The 375-nt window shown below is 70.4% G+C and carries 1 protein-coding gene; it reads right to left on the bottom strand.

All coding sequences use genetic code 11. The features are described 5' to 3' along the window. Positions 1–161: 161 nt before the first annotated feature. Positions 162–375: hypothetical protein (locus tag CVH10_RS25800; RefSeq protein ID WP_219924794.1), on the bottom strand; the 214-nt coding region annotated here is incomplete at its 5' end.

The following is a 375-nucleotide window of genomic DNA, read 5'->3' as shown; positions in this document are numbered from 1 at the left end:
TCGCGGTCGCGCCGTTGCACGGCGACACTCCCGAGGCGCTGGTGCGCAACGCCGATCTCGCGCTGTACGCGGCCAAGGCGGCCGGTCGCGGCGTCCCCCGCTTCTATCGCGAAGTTTCGCGTAATTGAAGGGGCAGACGGCGCGCCGCGCGCCGATCAGCGTCAGGCGCTTTTCACGCCGTCCTTGCCCGCCTTGGCCGCCGCGCTACCGGCGGTGGCCGCCGCTTTCAGAACGCCCTGGAACAGCGACTTGGCCTGGTCCTTGGCGGCGCCCTTGTTAAGACCGAGGCTGTCCAACTCGGCACGACCGGCCTCTTTCGCGGCAGCGATCGCGGCGCTGGTGGCGGCGCTTACCTTCTTGCCAACGGGGGCGAGC

It is taken from the genome of Halomonas sp. ND22Bw, from assembly GCF_003011945.1.
In the GTDB taxonomy this organism is placed as follows: domain Bacteria; phylum Pseudomonadota; class Gammaproteobacteria; order Pseudomonadales; family Halomonadaceae; genus Halomonas; species Halomonas halophila.
This window is presented reverse-complemented; position numbering and strand designations above follow the sequence as displayed.